Raw genomic sequence first — 25,494 nt, 5'->3', positions numbered from 1 at the left:
ATTATATCCCAAAGGCATTTCTAAGTTCCATTATGCTTCCTCCATCTACATTAGAGAAAATAGCACTTTTAAATGATGCCTTTTTTTGTGGAGATAACTTGCTATAAATGCTTCGTACAGCTACTGCATCTCCATTATAGTCATAGGCAGCATCAGATATCATTTTATTTATAGTAGAAATCATCATGCCTATAATTTTTTTTCCTTCTTCTGAACCAGTTTGTCCCATAGCCTTTGACAACCCATCTCTTACTCTTGATAAAGCTTGTACTTTATCTGAATTATTCTTATTTTGGGCTTCCTTAATTTCCTGTGATATATTATTATTTTCTTTTATTTGTCTATTAACTTTATCTAACAGTTGTTGTGATGGATTATCTTTTTCAATTTGAGTTATTATTTTATCTATTTCCCTTTTTTCTTCCTCAGATGGGCTTTTTTCCCTTTGTAAAATTAGTTGTTCTTTTAATTTAGACAGTTCAATTTTAACATTATTTCTATGCTTAAACAATGTATTAGAGGAAAATTTATTCATAGATATAGTTAATGTACCATTTTCTATATATAAATCTTTTATAGAAAATGGTATTTTATTCTTATTTAATTTTATATTTCCATCTTCTACTGTGATACCTAAATTTTTAAATTCTTTTATTTTATTTATTACAAAATTCTTTGGCAAATTTAATTTACCTACCTTAAAAAACTCCGGTGTATAAATAACATTATCATTTTCGTATTTTAATGTTCCCTCTGAACTTGCAATAAATTCCATACCTTTTATTTCCACAGGAATTTTAATTCCTATCTTATCTTCTTTTACATAAGCTTCTGGTGTTTTTATAACTATGTTGTCTAACTTTTTATTATTTTTATATACTACTGCAAATATATTATTTAATTCCTTAGAATTTAAAGTAACCTTTTCTCCTTTTTTCTCCCCTTCTCTTACTTTGCTTATTCCTTCAATAGAAGAGTTGTCCCCTTTTTGATAACCATTTTTACTCAATGGAAAAGTTAAACTGCCAATTACTAATACTATCAAAACTACAAAAAAAGCCAAAATCACTTTTTTAAACATTTTCATCCTATTCACTCCTAGTTAACTATATTATATATAAATTTATTATATCGTATATTTACATAAAATATATATTTTTACTTAAACAAAAGGATAGTAAAACTACCCTTTTATGTTTATTTAATGAATTTATAGCTTTGTTTTGGCCTTCCTATCTTTCCATAGCTTTGATTTACTTCAACTTTTCCCTTTTCTATCATATACTGAAGATATCTATGTACTGTTTGATAAGCTAATCCAGTATTTTTAGATATGTTATTTATACTTATATAACCACTTAATCCACTCATATAATTTTGAATCTTTTCTAAAGTCTCTATGCTAATACCTTTTGAATAATCATTAATATTTTTATTCACATTTTCAATAGTTTCCTTCAATCTTAAATGCACATTTATTCTTGCAATTATATCTAGAGCCTTTATAGGCTTCAATGCAAAGTCACTAGCTCCTGCCTTCATAAATTCATAAGCTACTTTTTCATTTTCTTCAATAGTTAAAACAATGATAGGGATATTATTTGAAATTTTCTTTAGCATTTTAACCCCTTGAATTCCATTTGTTTTAGGTAAATGATAATCTATAAGTACTATGTCTGGCTTAATTTCTTTAAATTTTTCAACTCCTTCTTGTACACTACTAGCAGTTAATGGAATCCATCCTTGATATTCGCATATTGCTGAAATAGCAAATAGTATTTCCTTATCATCATCAATGACTAATATTTTTACATTGCTCACAATCTATCACCTCAGGTAAAATTATTTTTATACAAGTTCCTTTATTTAATTCACTATTAATTCCTACATATCCCTTATGTTTTTTTACAACACTTTGTATAAAGCTTAACCCAAGTCCTGTAGATTTCTTAGTACTAAAACCCATATTCCATATTTTAGGAATTATCTTTTCTTCTATACCAATTCCATCATCTTTTATCTCTATGAAAACCTGTCTTTCCATAGCATAAACATTTATATATATACTTCCCCTTTCCTTATCTATGGCATTATATGCATTGTCCAAAGCATTTACAATGGCTCGCGAAACTCTTATTTTGTTTATACATATATTACTCTCCTTTGCTGTATTTTCATACTTGATTTTTTCAGCATAGGGAAATGGAGAAACCTGTGACAATACAAATTGAACTAGTTCCTCTGTATTTATTATATTTTTCTTTTCTTCATAAAGTATTTGTGAAATCATTTCACTAAGCTTATCTATAGAGCCTTCTATTCTATTTAAATATGAAAGTTTCTTTTCATCCTGTTCCATAAGCTCAATAACACTAACTAATGCCTGCATAGAAGTTAAGGGGGTTTTTAAGTCATGAACTAAATTTTTGATTTCTATATAGTTTCTGGCTTCTAAAGCTTTTATTCTAGCTTCTGCCAATTCACTTTGCACTCTTCTGTTTTCTTCTGTGGTTACAATCAATTTATGTTCATCACTTACAAGCTTAATTATAAGTAATGCATTTATAGTAAATATTATAAAAAACATTACTGCAGTCATTGTAAGTACTTCGGAACTATGAATAAAGTTTGCAATATTTTTTATATCCTGTGAAGTTTCTCCTCTTCCAAATTTAAAACGGGAAAGTTCTGGTATTATATCCATCCACTGAACCCCCATAAGTAAGAGAATTATTATAGCTGATTTTTTGAATATATTTACTGTAGAAAAATTTAATTTTTCTAAAAGTACTATAGAAAATATAATAATAAAAGCTGGTATACCTAAGTCATATCTAATATCATGAATTTGATTTATCAAAGCATATACTAAAGGTATTATTATCACTGCTACAGCACCTTTAACATGAGGTACCTTTTTTTTCTTCATACTTATATCTATAGATTCTGCTATTAAAAAAGTTCCTAAATAATGTGGTAGTCCTCTTATACTATTTAATATTACAAGTCTAAATGCTGCTATTATAAGTGCACTTTTATCATTATTTCTGATACTATTAGATAACAAACCATATATTCCAAAATTCTGTACATTTATAATATCTGGAGCTATTATACCAATTAAAATTAAAACAATTCCCCAAGTAATACCTACTCTATTGAATTTTATTTCAATATCTCCTTTAATCATATTTACTCCTTACCTTACTTCCATAGATTATGATTATTATACTAGTAATACTTAAAACTGCTAATATAGTTTTAATAGGATATTCATTTTCATAGTATACTTCTCCCTGCCCCACCTTAGGCAATGGCACTGGATCTATTCCTATGCCATGATCCGAAGCCAACTTTTTAATATTCAACATATGTATTACTGGAATATTCTTTTCTAAAAATATTTGAATAAGTCCTGATTTAGAGTTTGCTTTATATTTATCTGTTTTAATTAATCCTGGTGATATATCTGCCGAATCTTCTGTCTCTCCTAAGGATACAATATTTCCACCAACATTTATGAAAGCTTTTATATTTTTACTATACTTTGTATAAATAGAATATCTTTCTTTTATATTTTCCTGTAAATTCTCTTGATGAATTATAATCCTTCCATAGTTCTTAGCCCTTTTTAAAATCTCTTCTACTACTTTTGACTCCATATCTTTTCCTATATCTGCAGCTCCTCCTATAGATATAGCAATAGATTTATTATTTAATATTTTCTTTTTATATAAAAACTCTTCCATATCCATATAATTAAATTCTGGTATATTAGCTCCCCAGGTGGATGCTCCAATTGAAGATATTACTATAGGATTAATCTTTAAAACTTCACAGGCAGATAATACAGCTATATTAAGAGCTGGAAAGGAACTAGAAAAATTCACTGCGATTTTATCTCCTTTTTTTAGTCCTGCCTTTTTCATCATATGAACTACCACTGCTGCAAAGTTAGGATTTGTGGAAGTTCTCTTAGCTTCTAAAGCTCCAGAAGTAGTAGTTATGCTACTGATTTCAACTCCAATAAGTCCAGTATAATTTATATCATATTTTTTATCTATTTTTATGTTCTTTCTAAGTTTTTCTTCCTTAATTTCTTTCATACATTTATCCATAAGGGAAGCTGCTTCAATTTTTTCTTTATACCATTTATCCTTAACTTTAACTCTTTCACCTTTTATAACAAAAGTAAATATGATAAGAAATACTGCAAGTGCTATAATTATTCCATCTGCCTTTTTAAATTTTTTCTTCATATTGATATTCCTCTTCCTATAACTATAGTTATTAATTTAATAATGCAAGCTACTAGCATCATAGAGGATACTGTTTTTAATATGCCTTGCCTGTCCATATCTTGTGCTGCTATACCTGGCACTATATAACCTATAGCAGATGTAGTTATTAGAGTTATTGATAGTACTTCTGTACTTTCTTTAAATAAAAACTTTAGAATAAAGCTTACTATAATCATTAATGCAAATTTTCTTTTACCATAAATTATAGTGTACTCTGATAAAAAATTCACCAGATATAAAGTTGCCATACTTAAAAATATTGTGAGTACAATTCTTAATGGTTGGTCTAAAAAAAGTGCTATATATCCAGGTACTATCATTCCTCCTGGTGATATTTCTGTTATTTCATAAAAAATGATACTAATTATAATTCCTAAAATAATTATGTTATTTGACATTACTATCACCTACTCCTTCAACATAACTTATTATCTTCTCCCCATTTCCAACTATATTTCCTATTCCAAAAATAACTGTATCTTTGTTTATTTCTTTCATATTTATATCTTCTATATTTTTTATCATAATTATTTTTTTATCTTCCATACCCTCTTTCATAAGCTTGTCCCTCATTAGATTTAGATAATGACCACTTATCCAAACTTTATTAGGTGATAATTCCTTTATAAGCTTTATGTGTTGAGTCATTCTATAAGCTCTATCTCTTCTATTATTTATCATAATGATAACTTCTTTATTATTGAATAATCCATTTTTCTGTAAATGCTCATATATATTTTTAGTTGAATCTGGATCATTTATAGCAAAACCGTTTACAAAAGATACTTCATTATCGCTATGAGTTTTAATTTTATATATTTTTAATACTCCCGGATCTCTTTTGTAATTTTTCATTCCCTTTAAAGCAGTTTCTTTGGTAACACCTAATATACTACAAACTTCTAAAGCTATGCCTATATTTTCTCCAAAATCTACCAAATACCCTTTTTCATAACTTTCAGCCAATATAACCTGAGTTTTTAGACTTTGTCCTTTCTTTCTATAATAATCTATAAATTTCTTTTCTCCTGTAACAAAATATCCTTCCTTTGGCATTACATTTCCTAAAGACTCTGCTACATCCTGTAATGTTGGCCCCATTTCCTCTAAATGATCTCTTCTAGCATTGGTAATTACACATATATCTGCCATCAATATTTTATTTTGGGATACATATTGAAGCTGTGGCTTTACTGCCATACATTCAATAACTACAATTTCTGCCCCCTGTTTTTCTGCTTCTTTTAATATTTTTATTTGCTCCTTTATATTTGGCTTGCCCTTTCTTTTAATTGGCTTTTCTTCTCCAAATACATCAATAGTTCTTGCACTTGTACCAGTGGTCTTACAAAACACCTTATACCCTGCCTGTCTTAGTGCTGCATCTATAAGCCTACAAGTAGAGGATTTTCCCCTTGTGCCATTTACATGTATTATGTGAAGAAATTTTTTTCTTCTATTTAAGTTTTCTTTGTATTCTATTAATAAGTAAATAATATAAAAAATACTTAATATTATAATCAATATATCCATACTATTCATCCATTCCATAATATTTTAGTACTGTATTTACTATATTTATATGCATATTTATTCTATCTTCTAATTTTTCTTTCATGTAACTTTCTATAGTTATTATAGGAATATTTAATCTTTGTGATACTTCTTTATTAATGGAACCTGGTGGAGGAGTACTATAATATGAAAAGTTCTTTACTCCTATTATATCATTATTCATTTTATCAATTATGGTAAGTATTAATGGAAATGCATTTTTTGTTGAATTAAAAATAATAGCAGGTGAACTACTTTCCCATTCGTGCAGGTCAATAACTATATCTGGCTTCTCTTTTTTAATTAAATTATATATTTCATAAGCCAGTCTTTCTGTATCCGTACCATTATCTTTCCCAGGAAAATTTCTATTCAAATCCTGCATATAATAGGGATTTCTTTCTCCATTCTTACAAGCCTCTATATTACATTTAGGTATTACAATAATCTTTCCTTTTTTTATATTTAATTTCTTTATTTTTTCTGCTGCCTCTATTCCTGCAATTTCATTTCCGTGTATTCCCCCTATTATAAATATCTTGGCTCCATTTTCTTCTCCATTTATAAAATACACAGAAGTCTCAAGTTCACTCCCCTTCATAATATAATAGCTTTTATTAACCGTTCCAGATTTTATATAAGTGCCTACCCCTGCTATCAATATTAAAATAACTATAATAAAAACATATTTTTTTCTCATTATATATAGACCCCTTTATTCAAAGTACAATTAATAGAGTTCAATCAAGGTTGCTTTTTTTCACTAGCACTTAGTAAAATTAAAAATTGAAGTTTCCTTATTTATTCCTTATTATCTATTCTTTATAATTTATAGTTTAAACAAAAATAATCCATATTTTAAAAATTGTACAATTTACATATAATTGCTTAATAACCCCGACATAAACAAAGATGTCGGGGTTTTAGGCATCTTACTAAAAATAATCAGTAAAAGATGCCTTTTGTATATAAACTTTATTCAAGGGGTTTCAAGAAATTACCTAATCCTTTATTCAACATTTCATTGTAATTTGGTACATTTTCAATAATTATGGCTTTATCTGGTTTTTCTTTTGTATAAGCCTTTGCAAATTCATTTATTCCTGATAAATGTCTACCAACTCTTTCTTCCATAGGATGCCCATTTTCATCATAAGGAACAAATAACCTTCCAAGCTTTGCTGCTTTTTCATATGCTTTATCCTTACCTGTTACCACTAGATTTTCATCTGTTTTTCCTCTAAGTCTTCCTTGAGCTGCATTGGCTGTTTCCATAAGTACTGCATAGGTATCTGTAAAATCTCCTAGCTCTCTATGAGTTAATCCATGAAGATTTTTTGGGGAAGGTTCTAGCCCCATTTGTATTCCTTGAAGCTGTAAGTTTATAACTGCTAAAGATGCCATTGGCATTGCCTTTTCATGGGCTACAGTAGCATTTATAACAGGATATTCTGGGGATGCTTCATGCAAGTCTACTGTTATATCCACTTTCTCCTTTTTTATCAATTCAGTTATACCATAGCAAACTTTTTCTGTAAGAGTTCCATCCGGTCTTCCTGGATACCCTCTGTTAAGATTTCTTGTTTCACTACCAGATAAACTTTGTCCTGATGATGCATGAATATATACATCAGGGTCTGGCCACTGATCAATGGGATTGGTAGCCCTAGAACCATATCTAAACCATCTTTCTCCATTAGCAGTTTTTATAGTGAATTTTTGTGGAGACCCTTCCTGAGAATCATTATGGGTAAATCCACTATTATTAGCCCTTGGAATTACATAAAGTGTTCCTTTACTTAGCTTAGCATTTTCTATTAAAGTTACTGCTGTTAAAAATCCTGAAGGCTCATTGGGATGAGTTCCACCTAATACAATCATGCTTCCTCCTGCTTCTTTTCCTTTAAACACATAGATTTCTGTATCTCCGTTAGTTCCTTTTAACTTCGGGAAATATTCACTTAACATTTTAACTTCTGATACTCCATCTCCTTTTACAATAGGCTCTTCTTTACGCATTGATAAAAAAGATTTTCCTGCAACTATATCGCAGCATATGGAAAGGCATAGAAATATGGCTGCTGTTATCTTAGTTTTCTTCATTTTTTCCCCTCCATTTCTTATTTAATCATTAATATTCTTAAGATTAGAGGAATTAAAACTAAAGCTGCATTAGCCTGCTTTTTAATATCTTCCTCATCAAATAGATTCCATAAAGTAAATATGAAAACTATAGCCACTAACAATCTATAAATTAAAGTCATTTAACACACCTCACTTTTAATAAATAAATGAAGCAATTTCTTTAGCAAATACTATAAATAACAATCCATATACCACTATGAATAAAGCTGGTATTACACATTTTTTCAATACATTTGTATAGTTTTTTTCGTCTACTACTTGAGCTGCAAATATTCCTGCTAATGCTGTTGGTGGAACCAAATCTCCTAATCCTGCAATAAAAGATAAAGCAGCTGCTGTTACTATTTCATTTTTGCCGAGTAATGCTAACAAGAAAGGTACTCCTAAAACTGAAGCAGCTCCAAAAGAAGATACTGCACCAAAGGCTGGTATTGCTATTGCTATTCCTAAATAAAGTAGTATTGATGGAAGACTTAAACAACTTGTTACAATAAATCCCCTAACACCAGTAAGAGTCATAACTTGTATAAACATTCCTACCCCCATTAATATTCCTAAAACAGGTAGTGCACTATTAACTGCTTCTTTGCATGCCTTTAACATATTTATTTTTTTGCCAGTAAACATTCCTAATATTGCACCTACTGTAAATATCAATGGCATTCCTAAATCAGGTATTATACCTGGTAAGAATTTCGTAACTACCATTAAAACTAAAACCACTATTATAGGTATATATAACTTAAAACCCTTCTTTTCTTCTGTTGTTGAAGCAACATGTTCTGTCAACTTGGCATAATCGAAATTCTTTGTATGCTTATAACCTAAGAATAGTACTGTAAAAATTGCTGTTGGTATAGTTAACAGCAAAAGAGGTGTACCAAATCCTACATAGGGAATGTCAATACCGCCACCAATTATCATAGCTGGTACATTTACTGGAGGTGCTATCATTCCAAGAATTCCTCCTATAGCAATTATTGCAGCAGTTTCAATTTTAGGTATACCAAGCATCATAAGTACTGGAGCTATTATACCTCCTGCACTTAATACTGAAGCTGTAGAAGAACCTGTTATCATTCCTGGAAACATTACAATGAACATGAGAAAAATTAATAATATGGCAGGCTTTTTATAGAATTTGTTTACTATAGATGAGCTTAGTGCATCCAATGCTCCTGATTCTTGTACCACTTTCATAAATATCATAGCCGTGGCAATTACTAATATGGTATCTATGTACCCAAAAGTTCCCTCCACTAAATGTCTTATAGGGATTCCCTTTCCACCTATTAACGTACCAGTAATTGAGGCTAGTAGCATTGAAATACTTACCGGTAGTTTTAAAAGAAAACATCCAACTATAAATACTAATATCATTGCAATAAATATAATAAATTCTATTTGCAAATTAATCCCTCCTTTATTTGGAGGGGGAGAGATGCTCCCCCAATATTAAATTTTATTTAAATGCTTTTTTTAGTGGATTCATAACATCAGCTATACTTTTAACTGAATCCATTGGGATATTCTTTTCTGAAGCTATATTAGTAAACAATCCATCTTTATTTCCTGATTCTACTACAATAATATAGTTAGCATTTTCTAAGGATGGTTTTATAAATTTATCTGAAAGTTCTCCTCTTCTATTCTCTCCTCCAACATGGGCTGCAATTATAGTCATTTTTTTGTCCTTTGCAGCTTTTATTAATTCTTCAGTTCTTTTTAATTCATCCTCTACCTTAATACCTGCTGCACCAAGGCCTTTTGAACTTCCTCCTACTGCCAGCACTAATGTTTTTTCATCTTTAATTTCATTTGCTTTTACAACTTTATTTAAATTATATTTCAATGCTGCATTATCCATTAAAGCCTTTACCATTTCTAAATCAGCACTTTGCCCAACAGAGGTTAAAAGTATTGGCTGTTCTGCTATAGCTTTATCTAGACCTTTAACTTCCTTTTTAGCTTCTGTTGTAGCAGATTTATCACCTGCTTTAGGCTTACTTTCAGTTTTTGATCCGCAGGCTACTAAAGATGTGCACAGCGCTACTGAAACTAATAGTCCTAATATCCCTTTCATCTTTCTTTTTGTCATGAATATCTCCTCCTAAAATATTATTAATATGCTACTGCTTGTCCATCTCTTCTTGGATCAGCTCCACCGTGTAAATCTCCTGAAGCCTCCATCATTACCCCTTGTACTCCACCAAAGAATAAATCATATTCTTTAGTAGATTTAACTTTGTGACCTTTTCCCTTAAGTTCGTCTATAACCTTTTGATCTATTCCACCTTCTAGATTAAGTTCTCCACTCTTATCATACATTCTTGGCGTATTTATAGCTGTTTGAATGTCCATACCATGATCGATTACATTACTTATTACCTGGGCAACTGTTGTTATTATTCTTGTAGCTCCTGGTGAACCTATTGTCATAAATGGCTTTCCATCTTTAAGAATTAATGTTGGTGTCATACTGCTTAATGGTCTCTTTCCTGGAGCAATTGAATTTGAAACCCCTGGTTTGAATTCAAAATCATCCATTTCGTCATTTAATAATATTCCTCTACCTGGAACTGTTACACAAGATCCAAAGAAGTGATTTATAGTTTTAGTTACAGCAACCATATTTCCTTCTTTATCCATAACTGAGAAGTGAGTTGTACTTCCACTTTCATATTTATTTGGATTTCCTGGTTGTACTTTTTCTGCTGACTTATCTTTATTTATCTTTTTAACTTGTTCTTTTGCATAATCTTTTGATGCTAAACCTGCTAAAGGAACTTTTATAAAGTCTGTATCTGCCATGTATTTTCCTCTATCAGCAAACATTATTTTTGAAACTTCTGACCATAGGTGTAAAGAGTCAGTTGTGTTTACTCCCATAGCTTTTACATCATAGTTTTCCATCATATTAAGCATTTCTATTACATGAGTACCACCTGAACTTGCTGGTGGTGCAGAAACTATTTCATATCCTCTATAAGTTCCTTTTACTGGCTTTCTCATTTTAGCTGAATAATTTGCTAAATCTTCTATAGTAATTATGCCCCCTGATTTTTGTACTGCATTTGCTATTTCTTTTGCAAGCTCCCCTTTATAGAAAGCATCTTTACCTCCTTTAGCTATTAATCTTAATGTATTAGCATAATCCGGATTTTTTATAGTATCTCCTTCTTCAAAAGGAAGTCCATTTTTTGTATATATTTTCTTTGTAGCTTCAAATTTATTTATGTTTTCAAATTCATCCTTTATTATTCCTGAAAAATTTGCTGTTACTTTAAATCCCTTTTCCGCTAAATCTATAGCTGGTTGCATAACCTCTTCTCTTTTCATAGTTCCGTATTTTTCTAGAGCTGTTAAAAGTCCTGCCACTTCTCCAGGTACTGCTACAGATTTCCCACCAATAACAGATTCATTATTAATTACTTTTCCTTTATCATCTAACTTATACATATCTGGTTTTGCTTTTTTAGGAGCTGTTTCCCTGAAATCTATAAACACTTCTTCACCGGTTTTTGCAAATCTAACTAACATAAATCCGCCTCCACCGATTCCAGAAGCATTTGGTTCAACTACTCCTAATGCAAAAGCTGTGGCTACTGCAGCGTCTATGGCATTTCCACCTTTCTTCATGATCTCTGCCCCAACTTGCGATGCTTCAGGTTTTGCTGCTGCTACAACACCATTTTTTCCTTTAGCATCTCTTTTTAAGTTAATTTTAGGTTTTTCTTCTTTTTGTTCTTGTTGTTTTGCTGTATCCGCTGTAGGAGTTGAACTTTTCCCACATCCCACTAGTCCAACCGTTAATACTAGGGATGCAACTAATGAAGTAATACTAAATAATTTCTTTTTATTCATAACCTAACCCCCTAAAATAAAATTAACCTTTAGTGAAACATTTACAATTACATTTGTAACATTTTTGTAACGTTTCTGTAACTATTTTTATAATACTATAACTTTAACTTACCTTTCTATTTTTTCTCTTATTTCTCTTTAAAAATTCAAAATAATCTTTATTTTAAAATAATTAATTTGTAGATTTAACCAAACTTCAATATTTTTCAAATAAAAATAGCTAGGGTAAATCCCCTAGCTATTTCCATTTGAACTTAATTTATTATTAGTTGTTCTCAGTTATATTGTCTCTTCTAATTCCCTCTACTTTAACATCTGACCCATATGGTAAATTTATTTTAGCTCCTGATCTTGCTTTAGAGTCTATTGCCTTTACAGTAGCCTTTGTATCTTTAGTAGTTTTTATATCTGTTTGGCTATATACTTCTACTTCTTCAAACTTTCCATCTAGTAAAACCTGCTCATCCTTTTTAGTTCTTATTTCAATCTTTCCACTATATGCTGCATAAGGTGACTTTAGTTCTGCTCTTCCTTCTACTATAACTGTATCTGAAAAGTTTCCACCTAATTCAACTTCTTTATTTTTAGAAGTATCTAATATTCTAACTTTACCAAAAGAACCATCTCTACGTTCAAGAGAAACATTACCTGAAATTAAAGTATTGGATATCTCTGTTCCCTTTTGGATAGCTATTTTCAACATTGATTTAGTTAATACATTTAATTTATTTGCTTTAACATTTTCTAATTGTATACTATCTTTATTATCATGTCCTGATAAAACAACTATATTCTTAGCAGTAACATTTTTTAAATTGCATGTCCCTTCTCTTCCTGCATCAATATATACATTCCCATTTACAGTTACGTTAGTTATTTCTGAATCTTTCTCTTGAATATAAAGATTTCCTTTTATTTTCATGTCTTTAAGTCTAACATCTTCAGCTTTAATTAAGGCATTACCATTTACATCACCAGTATAATCTTTATCTTTATCACTAAAGTTTTTTACTATACTAATGCCAATATCATTTATCAATTCATCTGAAACATTATTTTTTCCACCTAAACCTATTACCTGAGTTGTTGGAAAAAACAATTCTTGAGATAATTCTTTTGTTTCATTATTTAAATATTTACCTGTTAATACAACTGGCGCACTTTTTTTACCTGCCAATGCAGATCCAGCTAATGCATCTGCAAACTCATTTCCATTTTCTCCTGAAGCTAAAGCAACATACGCATTTTTAAATTCAAAATCAGAAGAAAAAGCTTTTATTACTTCTACATTAGTTCCAAATCTGTCTTTTCCATAAATCCTCTCTCCATTTGGAACTAAATCTTTTATATTATTACTTACTGAAGCTTCTCCTCCTATTATATAAGTATTATCAATCTCTAAATTATTTATATATTTCTTTGCAGATGTTGGCAATTCCTTTGACTTTGTTAATACTATAGGTATTGCCTTTATAGCAGCTACAGGTGCTGCTGATAATGCATCTGCATACCCTTCTCCTGATGCTATTATTAATTTATTTGGTTTGCCTAATTTTTCTGCAATTTTTATTGAAGTTTCATATCTATCTTTTCCCTGAAGTCTTTCAACATCCGCTCCAGTTAAATATTTTATTTTTTCCTCTACTTCTTTTGAAACAGAAGCTTCCCCTCCTACAATATATACATGCTTTACTTCTAGTCTTTTTAATTCATCTAAGGTATTTTTATTCAGTTCATTACTGTTTGTTAATAGTATAGGTGCTTCACTAATTTTAGCAAGTGGTGCTGCACATAATGCATCTGCATATCCTTCTCCTGATGCTATTATTGCGTACTTAGAAAATCCCCATCCAGCTTCAGATATATTTGCTGCTGTTTCATATCTGTCCTTTCCCCAAAGTCTTTGTGAACTTGATAACGTATTTGATGCAACTACATTATCACCATTTAATATTCCAGCTAAAATAGAAACAACCATTGTGGAAATAATAATGGGACACTTTTTAATTTTATACATATAAATAATCCTCCTTAAATTTATTTATCTATGACCCTTATATCAATTATATTCAAATTTGTAGTTATTAACAATATGTTCCAACCAACAATTAAATTCTGCAAAATTAAAAATTCTTGACTAAAAAATCAATATAATGTTTTTTAGCCAAGAATAAACCCTTATAATTATTAAATTTTATATATTTATTGTAATTCTATAATATAAGTATCCAATTTATTATTATGCATGTATCTATAAACCGGTACTTCTTCATTTATATCTACAGGAATTAAATTAAATTTTACAAAACTGTCATCAGCATCCGGTTCTAGTGCCATTGAAATTATATTAGCATTTGGCTGAGACATAGCAAATACATAACTTTCCTTAGGAAATTTAACAACTTTACTGCTTGTATTTACAGTAACACTATTACGTAAATGACCTTCATAATAATTTGTATCAATCTTTTTATCAGTAACCTTAAATGCTTCTACTGGCAATTCTATAGCATTATTTAATTTCCTCACAGTAACTCCAGAATAGGATAGTCTCTTAGCTACCTCATGATAAGCTGGTGGTAAAATATAAGCTGTAGGTCTTACCCTTTCCACTACTGGTTTTCCCTCAGTATTACTGAATACGTCTACATCTAATTTTACTTTTTTACCAGTTTCCACATCTATTATATCTAAAGTTGATTTTCCCATGTTTTTACTTTCACTTGCAATAGTAATTTTATCTGAAGGCTCTATTTTTTCTCCTAATTTTGTTATTTTATTTCTTGCATTATCTACAGTATCCTTAACCAGCTTAGCATTGTCTGCTGTGGTTTTTATTATATTTTCAGATGTTATAATGTGACTCATCACTCTTCTTTCAAAGTTTTCTTTTCCTATACCAATTCCTCTGGTTTCAACTAAGAAGGAAAATGAAGGTTGTAATCCATAAGCATTTCTACCTATTTTCGCATCAGTACCTGCTTCATAAATAGTAAAGTTATTACCTTTTTTAGATACAGTATGATACATATGACTTGTATGTTTATTTGCTGCCAACTGCTTTTGAGCATTATTTACAAACAAACTATCTGAAACGCTTCTTACCTCTTTAGGAATATTTAAATTTTTAGCTGAAGATATTAAAACATCATAGGCTGTTAGTGAGCCTTTTTTTCCTACACTCTTAAAATTTGATTCTACCCCATATTCATGTGCATCTACTACAACTTCAGGCATAAACTTATTGAAGGCTTTATGCACAGCTATAGTTTCCATATTATCAAATTTTAAATGATCTCTATTTGAATCTATATTAGTAGAAGTTCTTCTATCATAATAATATGAGCCATCCCCATTAAATCTAGGTAAAATAACTACAGAAACCTTTTCCAAAACTTCTTCTCCAAACTTACCTATAGCTAAATTTCTAGCTACTCCAAGCATAGCCTCTCCACCTGCTGGTTCATTTCCATGAATTTGTCCTTGAAGCCAAACTACAGGTTTCCCAAGCTTTAATATGTCTGCTGATTTATCATAGGAAGGTTTACTAAATATTAAAAGAGGTATAGGCTTTCCTTCTTGAGTTTCACCTATTATAGCTACCTTCATATATTGGCTGGATTTTTGTAAGTCATAAATAAATTTCATCATTTCTTCATGGGATGTAAAGTTTTCTTTTCCTTTAGTAAAAGCTGGTGTAAATATAGGTTCTTGTGGTTTTGGAAAATAATTTTGTATTATTTCTGGAGTCTGTTTATAGTATGAATCCGGTGCATAAGGAGCTGCAAAAACATAAGAGACTGTGGATGTTGCTAGCACTAATGACAAAGTTATGGAAGCTGCAACTTTCCTGAAGGTTCTCTTGCTAATCATAAATATCCCCCTTTATTTATTTACAACATTTGTAATTATAATTAAATTTTATATTCAAATTTTTCCATTGTCAATGATAAAAGTATATTCCCTTGTTTTACTTTACAAGTACTAAATTATAACTGACAATTAAGGATTATTTTCTTTCTCTACTCTATAGCAAATCTTAAATTATAAAAAATATAGTGGAATAAAAGAACAGTTATTAATTTTAAGATGCTATACCTATTTTCGAGAATAAAGCATATACGCAAAGCATTAATATAACTATAATAACTGAAACTAGTCTTGCATTTTTCCATGGAGTTATATCAACCTGTTCAGTGTATTGCTGTACATACTCAACTTCACGCGGCTTAAATTTTCCTATTACAAGCATTATAATTACACATGCTGGAAATAAGAATCCTAATACATGTAAAAAATTTATATCCTTAAGAAATATTTTTGATAAGCTATAAAACATGATATGAAATACTAAAGCTATTTTAGGTGCTATAGAAGGTACTCTTTTAGTAAAGAAGCCTACTAAAATGGCAGCTAGAATCGGTACATTGTAAAATCCATTGCATTCTTGCAAATAATTATATAGTCCAGATGGGGTATACATTATAACAGGAGCTATAGCCATAGATGCTATGGATAAAATAGTGCCAAATTTTTTTCCAATCTTTATTAAATCCTCATCTGTAGCCTCTGGTTTAAACATTGGTCTATATATATCCAATGTAAATAGTGTGGAAGAACTATTTAATGCACTATTAAATGAACTTAATATAGCTCCAAACAACACCGCAGCAAAAAATCCTGCTAAAGGCTTCGGTAAAATATCAACTACTAATTTTGGATAAACAATATCTTGGTTTGAAATTGACCCTCCATATAAATTGAAGGCAATAATCCCTGGTAAAACTAAATATAAAGGGCCTAATAATTTAAGAAATCCTGCTAACAAAGTACCTTTTTGTCCTTCTGCTAAATTCTTGGCTCCTAAAGTTCTTTGAACTATTGTTTGATTTGTACACCAATAATATAAATTATTAAACAGCATTCCTGTAAATAATGTCATCCATGGTACTGGTGAATCTTTTCCCCCTATAGCATTTAATTTTTCCGGATGAGCTGTAACTAAAGTATTGACTCCTAATTGGAAACTTCCTTCTCCTAATTTACACAGAGCCAATATAGTTATCATAAATCCACCAATTAAAAGTCCAATTCCATTAAAAGTATCAGATACTGCAACTGCTTTAAGTCCTCCAAATATGGCATATATAGAACCAACTATACCTATAGTCCAAACCATTATTATTATTGCTTTTAATTCTGACCCCCCTACCACTTGTTGAATATTAAATATGCTATTTAAAACTAAAGCCCCTGAATACAATACCGTTGGAAGATAAGCTACTACATTTCCTATTAAAAATAATATAGATATTATTCTACGAGTTGTAGCATCATATCTCTCTTCTAAAAAATTTGGAATAGTAGTTATTCCACTTTTCAAATATCTTGGTAAAAATACACGAGCCATAAGTATTAATGCAAAAGCTGAAGTTACTTCCCACGCCATTACAGCCATTGTATATCTATATCCTTGTCCATTTTGTCCTACCAATTGCTCTGTGGACAAATTTGTCAACATTAAAGAACCACCTATAAATATCCCTGTTAAACTTCTTCCTGCAAGAAAATATCCATCCTGACTAGACAAATCATCATTACGAGTTTTCAGCCATGATAGTACTGCTACTAATACTGTAAAGAATATAAATGATATAAATGTCATTGAATTCAAGTTTCTCCCCCCTATTTATATGGTTAACGTTTTCATTTTACAAAATATTCTTTTTCTATTATAATTATTTAAAGCATATATTTTTATTTATTTAAATTTATGTGTATATATTTATACATATAATTAAGGCATACTGACATTGATATACAACCTTTTACCTAAAACCAGTATGCCATTTTTTATAAAAACTATTCTTTAAGAGTTACTAATTCACCAGTTTCAAAAGATTTTTTACAAGCATAAGCTAATGCTGTTGAGTTTACACCATCTTCTACAGTTACATCTGGCTGTCTTTTCTCAATTATACAATTTATAAACTCTTCTGTTTCACTTAAATAAGCTTGTTCAAATCTTTCTAAAAATCCTTGTGAACATTCTCTTATAGCTCCATTGTCATCAAATATAGTAACTAAATTCTTTTCTGGTATAGCTCCTACTCTTAAAGTCCCCTTAGTTCCAATTATTTCTGTTTCTATGTGATATCCATGGGCGCAATTTCTTCCTGCTAAAAACATTCCCATAGCTCCATTTTCAAACTTAACTAAAGCTGCTCCTGTTTCAGCATCATTTATTTCTTCAAATTCAGGGTACTCATAGGCTCCTCCTATGGCCCATACACTTTTAGCTTCTGACTTTAGATACCATCTTGCCAAATCTAAATCATGAATTGCCATATCTAAAAACAAGCCTCCACTATAACTATCTTTAGCAAACTTTAAAAAGCTTTCCATTCCTTTAGCTGGATCTAATCCATAACATCTTATAAATACAGGCTTTCCAATAATACCTTCCTCTATTTTTTTCTTTACATATTCATAAGAATTATCATATCTTCTCATAAATCCAAGCATAAATACTTGTTTAGCCTTATATTTATTAACTATCTTAGCTACTTTTTCAGTTTCCTCTAAATAAAGTCCAAGAGGTTTCTCACTAAATACATGAAATCCTTTTTCCAAAGCTTTTATTATTTGCTCACAATGAAATCCTGAAGGGGAGGATATAAATATAGCATCCAATTCTTTATTCTCAAGCATTTCATCATAACTTATATATCCATATTTTATTCGCCATTTTTTCTGAATCTCTTCAACTTCCTCTTTAACCACGCTACAGACTGCAGTAAGTTCTGCATTAGGTATTTTAAAAGCTATATTTTCAGCATGTTTTCTTCCAAGCCTTCCAAGTCCAACAATTCCAACTTTTATCTTCTTCACTTTTTACACCCCTTAAAATTGAAATAACATTTAAATTTCTGCTTTTTCTTTTATATATTTTCTAGCTTTTATAGCATATTCAAGTGGATTTGCTTTTGCTGGATCCTGTTCTGCTTCAACTAAAAGCCATCCTTCATATTTGTTCTCCTCTAATATGTTAAATATAGGCTTAAAGTCTATACATCCATCACCTGGCACAGTAAAGGCTCCTGATTTTACAGCTTGTAAAAAGCTCATTTCTTTTTCCTCTACCTCTTTTACAATATCCATTCTTATATCTTTTAAATGAACATGCTTAATCCTGTTTTTATATTTTTTAAGAATGGCTACAGCATCTTCTCCTGAGAATATAAGATGTCCAGTATCATATAAAAGATATACTAAATCTGAATCTGTTCTTTCCATTAACTTATCTATTTCTTCTGTAGTCTGCACTCCTGTTCCCATATGATGATGATATACAAGTTTCATATCTTTTTCTTTAGCAAGCTTCCCAAGTTTATTTAATCCATTGGATAATTTGTCCCATTCATCCTGAGAAAATATTGGTTTTTCTTTAAATATAGGGGTGTGCATTTTTCCTTGAATACTATGTCCTTGTTCTGATACAACTATGACTTTAGCTCCCATTTCATAAAGAAAATTTCTGTGTTTTATAAATTCTTTTTCTGTTTCTTCATAAGGTTTTGTGGTTAAAAAAGCACTAAACCATGCACTAGCTATTTTCATTGCCCTAAGCTCTAAAGCCCTTTTAAGAATAGTTGTATCCTTAGGATATTTATTTCCTATCTCTGTCCCTTTAAATCCCGCCAAAGCCATTTCACTTATACATTGTTCAAAAGTATTTTCTGCTCCCAATTCAGGCATATCATCATTAGTCCATGCTATTGGAGCTATACCAACTTGTACTTTATCTTTATTAAACATTTTTATTCCCCCACTTCTTTGAATACATAAAAATTATCATTTTAATAAAAAAGTATACATTTTATTGATTTTTATTAGAAATATATAAGCTTTGATTCATTATAGTTAGATTAAATCTCTGAAATTTTAACTGGTCTTCCTTCTTTTAAAGACTTTGTAGCCGCAAGTCCTATCAATACAGAATTAAGTCCATCTAAAGCATTTACTGGTACATCTTCATCATTTTCTATAGCACTAACAAATTCTTTTATTTCATCAGCAAAAGATTGCATGTATCTTTCTAAAAAGAAATATAAAGGTTTCTCTGAGATTATTCCCTCTTCTGTGCTAACTATAGCTGTAGAATTAGTGTCATTGGTTACGGCAACTGAACCCTTTGAACCAAATACCTCTGCTCTTTGATCGTATCCATAGACAGCTTTTCTGCTATTGTCTATAACTCCCAATGCCCCATTTGCTAATTTTAATGTTATTATAGCTGTGTCCACATCTCCTGCTTCTCCTATTTTTTCATCTACAAGTACATTACCTAGCGCATATACTTCTTCTACTTCACTACCGGACAAATAACGTATCATATCAAAATCGTGTATACTCATGTCTAAGAATATTCCTCCTGAAACCTTTACATATTCTGCTGGAGGAGCTTCTGGATCTCTTGATGTAATTTTTATAATATGTGGATCTCCAATCTTTCCTGATTTGACAGTATCTTTGATAGTTTTAAAATTATGATCAAATCTCCTATTGAATCCCACTTGAAATTTAAGGTTTGATTTTTTAACTTCATCTAAAACTTCTTTTATTCTGTTAATATCGTGGTCAATTGGCTTTTCACAAAATACATGCTTACCTGCCCTTAAAGCTTCAATGGATATTTTTGAATGGGTATCAGTAGAAGAACATACTAGCACTCCATTGATTTCTGGATCATTTAATATTTCCTTATAATCTTTATACACACAATTGATTCCTATAGTTTTTGCATATTCTGTTCCCTTTTCATCAATAAATGGATCTGCAACAGCTTTTATTACAGCATTTGGAACATATTTTGTTAAGCTTTCTGCATGTACCTTTCCTATTCTTCCAAAACCGATAATTCCTAAATTAATCATTGTTTTTCCTCCCTAAGCTTAATATTTTATATAATTTTAATATTTTCTAGCTTTATTTAAATGCTCAATTCTATCCTTATATGCTTCTTGTATTTTACTATTTTTTGATGTTTCTGCTACTCCTACATGCCACCATGCTTCATATCCATTAGTCATTGTCTTTGGAAGTACTTTAATATGAATTAAAGTTGAAACCTTCTGTTTTTTAGAATCTTCCACAGCTAATTTAAGTTCCTCTATATTTTCTACTGTATAAGTTTTTGCTCCATATGCTTCTGCTGATTTAGCAAAATCAATCTTAAAAAGGTTTCCATCAAGTTTTCCTGTATCTTTATTTCTATATCTAAATTCAGTTCCAAAACTCCCCATTCCATTAGCCATTTGTAAATTATTTATACAGCCAAATCCTGCATTATCAAATAATAGTATATTTATCTTCTTTCTCTCTCTTATACTGGTAACAAGTTCTGAATGAAGCATTAAATAGCTTCCATCTCCAACCATTGCATAAACTTCTTTATCCTCTTCTAAAAGTTTAACCCCTAAAGCTGCTGCTATCTCATACCCCATACAAGAATAGCCATATTCCATATGATAGGTATTTGGTTTTCTAGCACACCATACTCTTTGTAAATCCCCTGGCAAACTTCCTGCTGCTCCTACTATAATTGAGTCATCATCTAAAAGTTTATTTAACTGTCCAAGTACTTTCGTTTGTGTTAAACAAGAGTTAAATTCTTCATAAAATTCCCCTAAAACCTCATTGCAATGTCCAGCTATTTCAGGTACAAACCCTTTTCCCGTATACTCTATATTAAGTAGCCTATTAAGTTCTTTTTCCCAAACTTCTTTTGCCTCTACTATTTCATCTTTGTAACCCGATTTATATCCTATATTCTCTAATTCCTTAGTTAGAGAACATAAAACTTCTTTAGCATCTCCTACCACTTTTACTGCATCAAGCTTATCTGCATGAAATTCTGACACATTTATAGTTAAAAATTCTACATTTTCATTTTGAAATAGTAACTTTGATGAGGTTGTAAAGTCTGTAAACCTAGTTCCTATTCCTATAACTAAATCTGCATTCTTGGCTATTGTATTTGCTGCAAGGTTTCCTGTTACTCCTATACCTCCTAAGTTAAATTTATGATTCCACTGAATTGCGCTCTTTCCAGCCTGTGTTTCTCCAAATGGTATATTAAATTTCTCTGTAAATGTTTTAAGTGCCTCGCAAGCTTCTGAATATCTTACTCCACCACCACATATTATTAAAGGTTTTCTTTTTCTTTTTATTAAATTAATTGCATCATTTATCGCTTCCTTTGATGGCAATCTTCTTTCTATTCTATGAACACGCTTTTTGAAAAAATATTCTGGAAAATCATAAGCCTCTCCCTGTACATCTTGAGGCAATGCTATTGTCACCGCTCCTGTATTAGCAGGATCTGTTAATACTCTCATAGCATTTATCATAGCTATCATAAGTTGTTCTGGTCTATTTATTCTATCCCAATACTTACTTACTGCCTTAAAAGCATCATTTGTAGTAATAGATAAATTGTGAATGTGTTCTACTTGTTGAAGTACTGGATCTGGTTGCCTTGTAGCAAAAGTATCACCCGGCAATAAAAGTACTGGAATATTATTGGCACTAGCAGTAGCAGCAGCAGTCACCATATTAGCTGCTCCAGGTCCAATGGAAGATGTACATGCACATATTTGTTTTCTATGGCTTTGCTTTGCAAATGCTATAGCTGAATGTGCCATTCCTTGCTCATTATGTCCCTGAAATACTTCCAGTTTCCCCGGATTCTCTTCCAAAGCTTGTCCTAAGCCCAAAACATTCCCGTGTCCAAATATTGCGAAAATTCCTTTTATAAATCTATGTTGTATGCCATCAAATTCTACATATTGTTCATTTAAGAATCTTACAAGTGCTTGAGCTGTTGTCATTCTAATTGTGTTCAAAATAACCCCTCCTTTTCTACTTGTCAGGCCATATCTTTACATTGGATTCTAGAAGCCATTCATGTTCTTTCTCATTAATTCTATCTTTCCAAGGATTATTTTCTAAATGCCTTATCATCCAACAATAATACATTGCATATCCAGGTGCTGATGTTTGTGGATGTACTAATTCTCCCTTAATTGCTGCTATTGAATTATCTACAACTTTATATACATTTTCTCCTATTATAGAACATCCAAATCCTTGGGGCTTATTGAATCTATAATAATAAACTTCCGGTTGTGGGTGATGATGTGGAGGATAACTTGACCACTTTCCTGGATAAGTTATAACTTCTCCTATTACCATATTTGAATAAGGTGCATTAGAATAATCAAAAATAGTTCTTACAACTCTTCTTGCTGTATCATTCCATACACCTTCTCCAAATATATCACTTTTACATTCTTGGGGAGTGTACAATTTACAGTGAAACTCTTTTTTATTAATTGTTTTTTGAATCAACACCTCTGAGTCACTAAATGCTTTAATTGTAACATTAACATTCTTAGGCACATGGAGACACCAAGGATCTTCATCAAACAAAGAATTTCTTTTAATTTTCTCCTGTGTTTTTTCCCACTTTATCAAAACTTCTCCTGATAATAATAAAAATGCACTTTCTTTATTATCATCTATAAATTGTTTTTCTTGTCCTTCTTTTAACTTATAAACACCTATATCCATTAGCATATCACTATGCTTTCCATCTATCTTAGTTAATGAGTTATATCCCTCATTAAGCTGTTCAAGTCTTTCAACCACAATTTATTCCTCCTTATTTCTGTATAATATTTTTAGTCTCTTACTACCATCTCTCCATACTCTTCTTTTGCTTTTCTTATAAATTCTTCAATTTCCTTAACCTTAGGCATAGCCTCAGAACAACTATGGCTAGCTACAAGCATGGCTGCAGATGCACTTCCAAATTCTAAAGCATCTATAACGTTCCATCCTTCCATTAGTCCATATATAAATGCTGATGCATAAGCATCTCCTCCACCAAAAGATTTTAAAAGCTTTACAGGAAATGGTTTTATTTTATACATTTCTCCTTCATCTGTATAAGCTGTAGAGCCTTCTTTTCCATGTTTTATTACAACAATTTTATTTCCATAGCTTATCCATCTATCTGCTGTTTCTTTATCACTACTTCCTTGTGGATTTATTAATCTTTCCATAAGATCAAATTCTTCTCTAGATCCAATAACTATATCACTCATTCTTGCTGCTAGTGCATAATAAATAGCTATTTCTTCTTTTGACTTCCATGTATATTCTCTATAATCTACATCGAATATAATTTTAGTATCATATTTCTTTGCATATTCTAGTGCCATAAAAGCTGCCTCTCTAGATGGACTTGCCGCTAAAGCAGTACCTGATAAAACTATAGCTTTAGTATTTTTTATATACTCTTCATCTATATCTTCTGGAGATAGTTGTAAATCTGCTATTCCATTTCTATACATTAATATACTACTTTCTATAGGGCTTAAAATTTCTGTAAAAGTAAGTCCTAAAGATTCTCCATTCTTTGATCTACTTATTTGTGATATATCTATTCCTTCTTTATTAAAATAATTTATTACAAAGTTTCCAAATTGATCATCAGATACCTTTCCAATAAACCCTATTTTTTTCCCTAATCTAGCTAGTCCTACTGCTATATTTGCAGGAGATCCACCCACATATTTTGTAAAAGTTCTGCTTTCTTCTAAAGGTCTATTTATTTCATTAGGATTAAAATCTATAGCTACTCTCCCTATAGGAACTACATCCATTTCCTTTTCCTTATGAAACTTAATATTATTCACTAAATTACCTCCCTTTAATTATGCTTTATTATTACTGCCAAATATTCTTATGTGTTCTTTAACATTTTCATAAGCAGCTTCTATAATCTTATTATGATAAGTAAAATAATCCACTTCATCAGAACTTTTAAATAACTTATCCACAGTTTTCACCACACTATTAAAAGTAGCTGTTGCCACATTTATCTTTCTTATTCCACATTCTATAGATTTCTTAAACCCTTCCTCTGTAATTCCTGAACCACCATGTAAAACTAAGGGCACTTTTACGTTATTATTAATTTCTTTCAACCTCTTAAAATTAAGATTTGGTTTACTTTTGTAAATTCCGTGAGCATTGCCAATAGCTATTGCTAATGCATCAACTCCTGTTTCTTTATAAAATTTTTTTGCATCTTCTAAGCTTGTTATAAGTACCTCATCATTACCTGATCCATCTTCCTTTCTACCAATTATACCTACTTCCCCTTCTACTGCTGCACCGTATGTTTTTGCCACAGATATAATTTTTTTAGTATTTTTAATATTTTCCTCTAATGAAAGATGAGATCCATCATACATAACGGAAGTAAATCCTAAATCTAAAGCTTCTTTTATAGTATGAAGACTTTCTCCATGATCTAAATGAACTGCTACTGGTACTTTTGCATGTCGTGCTCCTTCCATCATCACTGGCCCTATTAAAGAAAGAGGTGAATGTTTAAGGCGAACTTCTGCAATTTGAAGTATAATAGGGGATCTTGTTTCTTCTGCTGCTTTTAATACTCCCATAATCATTTCCATATTAGCTATACTAAAAGCCCCTATGCAATAGTTTCCTTGCTCTGCATTTATTAAAAGTTCTTTCATATTTACAATAGGCATAA

General features: G+C 30.6%; 22 protein-coding genes. All 22 read right to left on the bottom strand.

What is annotated here, in order from left to right:
• Position 1: 1 nt before the first annotated feature.
• The 22 genes from J2Z24_RS03200 to J2Z24_RS03095 all read right to left on the bottom strand — a co-directional run bounded on the left by J2Z24_RS03200 (position 2) and on the right by J2Z24_RS03095 (position 25,492).
• A complete protein-coding gene (locus J2Z24_RS03200) occupies positions 2-1,087 on the bottom strand; it encodes a hypothetical protein (RefSeq protein WP_035147878.1) in 1,086 nt (361 codons plus the stop codon).
• A gap of 110 nt (positions 1,088-1,197) precedes the next feature.
• Positions 1,198-1,821, bottom strand: coding sequence for a response regulator (locus tag J2Z24_RS03195; RefSeq protein WP_035147875.1), 624 nt, complete (start codon positions 1,819-1,821; stop codon positions 1,198-1,200).
• Positions 1,793-3,190, bottom strand: a complete 1,398-nt coding sequence (locus J2Z24_RS03190) for a sensor histidine kinase (protein ID WP_051593247.1) — start codon at positions 3,188-3,190, stop codon at positions 1,793-1,795. Before J2Z24_RS03190 ends, J2Z24_RS03195 begins: the two co-directional genes overlap by 29 nt.
• Positions 3,183-4,259, bottom strand: a complete 1,077-nt coding sequence (gene pgsW / locus J2Z24_RS03185; RefSeq protein ID WP_051593246.1) for a poly-gamma-glutamate system protein — start codon at positions 4,257-4,259, stop codon at positions 3,183-3,185. The genes J2Z24_RS03190 and pgsW overlap by 8 nt, the downstream gene beginning before the upstream one ends.
• Entirely contained in the window at positions 4,256-4,699 is a 444-nt protein-coding gene (pgsC, locus tag J2Z24_RS03180) for a poly-gamma-glutamate biosynthesis protein PgsC (protein WP_035147873.1), read from the bottom strand. Before pgsC ends, pgsW begins: the two co-directional genes overlap by 4 nt.
• Positions 4,689-5,834: a poly-gamma-glutamate synthase PgsB gene (gene pgsB, locus J2Z24_RS03175; protein ID WP_035147872.1), complete on the bottom strand. Its 1,146-nt coding sequence runs from the start codon at positions 5,832-5,834 to the stop codon at positions 4,689-4,691. Before pgsB ends, pgsC begins: the two co-directional genes overlap by 11 nt.
• A 1-nt stretch (position 5,835) precedes the next feature.
• Positions 5,836-6,555, bottom strand: a complete 720-nt coding sequence (locus J2Z24_RS03170) for a succinylglutamate desuccinylase/aspartoacylase family protein (RefSeq protein ID WP_035147870.1) — start codon at positions 6,553-6,555, stop codon at positions 5,836-5,838.
• 275 nt (positions 6,556-6,830) lie between these two features.
• Complete coding sequence (locus tag J2Z24_RS03165) at positions 6,831-7,958, bottom strand: succinylglutamate desuccinylase/aspartoacylase family protein (RefSeq protein WP_035147869.1); 1,128 nt, start codon at positions 7,956-7,958, stop codon at positions 6,831-6,833.
• 17 nt (positions 7,959-7,975) lie between these two features.
• A complete protein-coding gene (locus tag J2Z24_RS03160) occupies positions 7,976-8,119 on the bottom strand; it encodes a hypothetical protein (protein ID WP_173680486.1) in 144 nt (47 codons plus the stop codon).
• Positions 8,120-8,135: 16 nt separating this feature from the next.
• The gene (locus tag J2Z24_RS03155) at positions 8,136-9,410 is read right to left on the bottom strand and encodes a TRAP transporter large permease subunit (RefSeq protein WP_035147866.1); all 1,275 of its coding nucleotides are present in this window, start codon (positions 9,408-9,410) and stop codon (positions 8,136-8,138) included.
• A gap of 52 nt (positions 9,411-9,462) precedes the next feature.
• On the bottom strand, positions 9,463-10,098 hold the full coding sequence (locus J2Z24_RS03150; RefSeq protein ID WP_035147865.1) for a DUF6305 family protein: 636 nt from the start codon (positions 10,096-10,098) through the stop codon (positions 9,463-9,465).
• 23 nt (positions 10,099-10,121) lie between these two features.
• Positions 10,122-11,864, bottom strand: coding sequence for a gamma-glutamyltransferase (gene ggt / locus J2Z24_RS03145; RefSeq protein ID WP_035147864.1), 1,743 nt, complete (start codon positions 11,862-11,864; stop codon positions 10,122-10,124).
• Between the two features lie 265 nt (positions 11,865-12,129).
• Positions 12,130-13,881, bottom strand: coding sequence for a cell wall-binding repeat-containing protein (locus tag J2Z24_RS03140; protein WP_051593245.1), 1,752 nt, complete (start codon positions 13,879-13,881; stop codon positions 12,130-12,132).
• A gap of 185 nt (positions 13,882-14,066) precedes the next feature.
• Positions 14,067-15,737: a M14 family metallopeptidase gene (locus tag J2Z24_RS03135; protein ID WP_035147863.1), complete on the bottom strand. Its 1,671-nt coding sequence runs from the start codon at positions 15,735-15,737 to the stop codon at positions 14,067-14,069.
• 211 nt (positions 15,738-15,948) lie between these two features.
• Positions 15,949-17,529, bottom strand: coding sequence for a solute:sodium symporter family transporter (locus tag J2Z24_RS03130; protein ID WP_035147967.1), 1,581 nt, complete (start codon positions 17,527-17,529; stop codon positions 15,949-15,951).
• A gap of 197 nt (positions 17,530-17,726) precedes the next feature.
• Positions 17,727-18,755 carry a Gfo/Idh/MocA family protein gene (locus J2Z24_RS03125; protein WP_035147862.1) on the bottom strand — a complete coding sequence of 343 codons (1,029 nt, stop codon included), beginning with the start codon at positions 18,753-18,755 and terminating at the stop codon, positions 17,727-17,729.
• Positions 18,756-18,785: 30 nt separating this feature from the next.
• Entirely contained in the window at positions 18,786-19,682 is an 897-nt protein-coding gene (gene iolE / locus J2Z24_RS03120) for a myo-inosose-2 dehydratase (RefSeq protein WP_035147860.1), read from the bottom strand.
• Between the two features lie 110 nt (positions 19,683-19,792).
• Positions 19,793-20,800, bottom strand: a complete 1,008-nt coding sequence (iolG, locus tag J2Z24_RS03115; RefSeq protein ID WP_035147859.1) for an inositol 2-dehydrogenase — start codon at positions 20,798-20,800, stop codon at positions 19,793-19,795.
• A gap of 36 nt (positions 20,801-20,836) precedes the next feature.
• Positions 20,837-22,771 carry a 3D-(3,5/4)-trihydroxycyclohexane-1,2-dione acylhydrolase (decyclizing) gene (gene iolD / locus J2Z24_RS03110; RefSeq protein WP_035147856.1) on the bottom strand — a complete coding sequence of 645 codons (1,935 nt, stop codon included), beginning with the start codon at positions 22,769-22,771 and terminating at the stop codon, positions 20,837-20,839.
• Between the two features lie 16 nt (positions 22,772-22,787).
• Complete coding sequence (locus J2Z24_RS03105; protein ID WP_035147854.1) at positions 22,788-23,576, bottom strand: 5-deoxy-glucuronate isomerase; 789 nt, start codon at positions 23,574-23,576, stop codon at positions 22,788-22,790.
• A 32-nt stretch (positions 23,577-23,608) separates the two neighbouring features.
• Positions 23,609-24,595 (bottom strand): 5-dehydro-2-deoxygluconokinase, encoded by a 987-nt coding sequence (iolC, locus tag J2Z24_RS03100; protein WP_035147964.1) that lies wholly within the window; start codon positions 24,593-24,595, stop codon positions 23,609-23,611.
• Positions 24,596-24,646: 51 nt separating this feature from the next.
• Positions 24,647-25,492, bottom strand: a complete 846-nt coding sequence (locus tag J2Z24_RS03095) for a class II fructose-bisphosphate aldolase (RefSeq protein ID WP_035147853.1) — start codon at positions 25,490-25,492, stop codon at positions 24,647-24,649.
• Positions 25,493-25,494 lie beyond the last annotated feature (2 nt).

The sequence above is a fragment of the Clostridium tetanomorphum genome (assembly GCF_017873215.1).
Taxonomy (GTDB): Bacteria; Bacillota; Clostridia; order Clostridiales; family Clostridiaceae; genus Clostridium_AO; species Clostridium_AO tetanomorphum.
The sequence above is the reverse complement of the archived record's forward strand: the minus strand, read 5'-3'. Positions and strand labels throughout refer to the sequence as shown.

Excerpts from the sequence above, each read along its gene's own strand:
- pgsC (WP_035147873.1), bottom strand. The coding sequence starts at position 4,699 with ATGTCAAATAACATAATTATTTTAGGAATTATAATTAGTATCATTTTT.
- J2Z24_RS03095 (WP_035147853.1), bottom strand. The coding sequence starts at position 25,492 with ATGCCTATTGTAAATATGAAAGAACTTTTAATAAATGCAGAGCAAGGA.
- J2Z24_RS03150 (WP_035147865.1), bottom strand. The coding sequence starts at position 10,098 with ATGACAAAAAGAAAGATGAAAGGGATATTAGGACTATTAGTTTCAGTA.
- J2Z24_RS03190 (WP_051593247.1), bottom strand. The coding sequence starts at position 3,190 with ATGATTAAAGGAGATATTGAAATAAAATTCAATAGAGTAGGTATTACT.
- J2Z24_RS03140 (WP_051593245.1), bottom strand. The coding sequence starts at position 13,881 with ATGTATAAAATTAAAAAGTGTCCCATTATTATTTCCACAATGGTTGTT.
- iolG (WP_035147859.1), bottom strand. The coding sequence starts at position 20,800 with ATGATTAATTTAGGAATTATCGGTTTTGGAAGAATAGGAAAGGTACAT.
- ggt (WP_035147864.1), bottom strand. The coding sequence starts at position 11,864 with ATGAATAAAAAGAAATTATTTAGTATTACTTCATTAGTTGCATCCCTA.
- J2Z24_RS03170 (WP_035147870.1), bottom strand. The coding sequence starts at position 6,555 with ATGAGAAAAAAATATGTTTTTATTATAGTTATTTTAATATTGATAGCA.
- pgsW (WP_051593246.1), bottom strand. The coding sequence starts at position 4,259 with ATGAAGAAAAAATTTAAAAAGGCAGATGGAATAATTATAGCACTTGCA.
- iolC (WP_035147964.1), bottom strand. The coding sequence starts at position 24,595 with ATGGATGTAGTTCCTATAGGGAGAGTAGCTATAGATTTTAATCCTAAT.
- J2Z24_RS03200 (WP_035147878.1), bottom strand. The coding sequence starts at position 1,087 with ATGAAAATGTTTAAAAAAGTGATTTTGGCTTTTTTTGTAGTTTTGATA.
- J2Z24_RS03135 (WP_035147863.1), bottom strand. The coding sequence starts at position 15,737 with ATGATTAGCAAGAGAACCTTCAGGAAAGTTGCAGCTTCCATAACTTTG.
- pgsB (WP_035147872.1), bottom strand. The coding sequence starts at position 5,834 with ATGGATATATTGATTATAATATTAAGTATTTTTTATATTATTTACTTA.
- J2Z24_RS03160 (WP_173680486.1), bottom strand. The coding sequence starts at position 8,119 with ATGACTTTAATTTATAGATTGTTAGTGGCTATAGTTTTCATATTTACT.
- J2Z24_RS03130 (WP_035147967.1), bottom strand. The coding sequence starts at position 17,529 with ATGACATTTATATCATTTATATTCTTTACAGTATTAGTAGCAGTACTA.
- J2Z24_RS03165 (WP_035147869.1), bottom strand. The coding sequence starts at position 7,958 with ATGAAGAAAACTAAGATAACAGCAGCCATATTTCTATGCCTTTCCATA.
- iolE (WP_035147860.1), bottom strand. The coding sequence starts at position 19,682 with ATGTTTAATAAAGATAAAGTACAAGTTGGTATAGCTCCAATAGCATGG.